Annotated in this window: 1 protein-coding gene and 1 pseudogene; one reads left to right on the top strand and one right to left on the bottom strand. The window is 76.1% G+C overall.

Annotation, left to right across the window (positions count from 1 at the left end):
* Positions 1–527, bottom strand: a pseudogene (locus ACFV0G_RS39590) (hypothetical protein); the annotation flags it as partial.
* 228 nt (positions 528–755) lie between these two features.
* Here ACFV0G_RS39590 and ACFV0G_RS39585 point away from each other — a divergent pair.
* Positions 756–1,141 (top strand): GntR family transcriptional regulator (locus ACFV0G_RS39585; RefSeq protein WP_380558855.1); only part of this gene is annotated, 386 nt, incomplete at its 3' end.

Raw genomic sequence — 1,141 nt, 5'->3', positions numbered from 1 at the left:
GCCCCCCCCCGCCCCCCCCGCGCCCCCCCGGGGCGCGCCGCGCCCCCCCCCACCCCCCCCGCGCGCCCCGCGCCCCGCCCCCCCACCGCGGGGTCGGTCCGCCACCCCGGCGGGAGGAAGCGGGTGTAGTTCGGCGGCACGGTGCCCGCCGGGACGACCTCGGCCAGGGCGCGGCGGAGCAGCGCCTCGGCGGTGTCCCGGTGCCCCGGGAGGTGGTCGAGGACGTCGAGCAGGTAGGGCCGGGTGTCGCCGGGCCGGCACCACCAGGCGGCGCGGGCGAGCAGCCGCCCGCCGCCGTCCAGGGCCAGCCACGTCCACTCCGGGCGGCGCCGCCCGTCGGCGAGGTCCCCGGCGATCTCGTGGTTGAAGCGGTACGACAGGCGGTTGAAGAGGCCGACCTCGTCGGGCCCGGTGATCGGGCGGAGGACCGGTGCGCCCGCGGCTGCGGCGTCGGCGTCCGCTGCGGCGGCCCCCGCGGGCACGGCGGATTCTGCGGGTACTTCGGGTACTTCGGGTACTGCGGTCAAGGCACGCTCCGTGGTGGGTGCGCCCGGCCGCTCCGGTCAGCGCTGCTGCGCGGCCCGGGAGGGTCCGAACGCGGTCGTCCTGCTGGTCATCCGGTCGCCCTCCTTCCTCGGTCGGAGTGGTTCGGGTCGATGTTCTACCGACCCGGCTCCCGGCCCCGCAACCGGTTTTTCCTGCGGATTTGACGTACCGTCCGACCTCCACCACCATTCCACTAAGCACTTAGTGGAATGGTGGTGGAACCAGTGGAGTACCGGATCGACCGGCGCAGCGGGATGGCCACCTACCTGCAGATCGTGCAGCAGACGAAGAACGCCCTGCGGCTCGGCCTGCTGCGCCCGGGAGACCGGCTGCCGACGGCCAAGGAGGTCGTGGCGGCGACCGCCGTGAATCCCAACACGGTGCTCAAGGCCTACCGGGAGCTGGAACGGGAGGGGCTGGTCGCCCCGCGGCCCGGGCTCGGCACGTTCGTGCTGCGCTCGCTCGCCCGCGAGGAGACCGCGGCCGACTCCCCGCTCCGCACCGAGCTGGCCGGCTGGGGGGCCCGGGACGGGGCGGGGGGGGGGGAACGGGCCGGAGTGGACGCGCGGGTCGGCGGGGGGGTGGTTGAGGATTT

Source organism: Kitasatospora sp. NPDC059571 (genome assembly GCF_042735675.1).
Taxonomy (GTDB): Bacteria; Actinomycetota; Actinomycetes; order Streptomycetales; family Streptomycetaceae; genus Kitasatospora.
The sequence above is the reverse complement of the archived record's forward strand: the minus strand, read 5'-3'. Positions and strand labels throughout refer to the sequence as shown.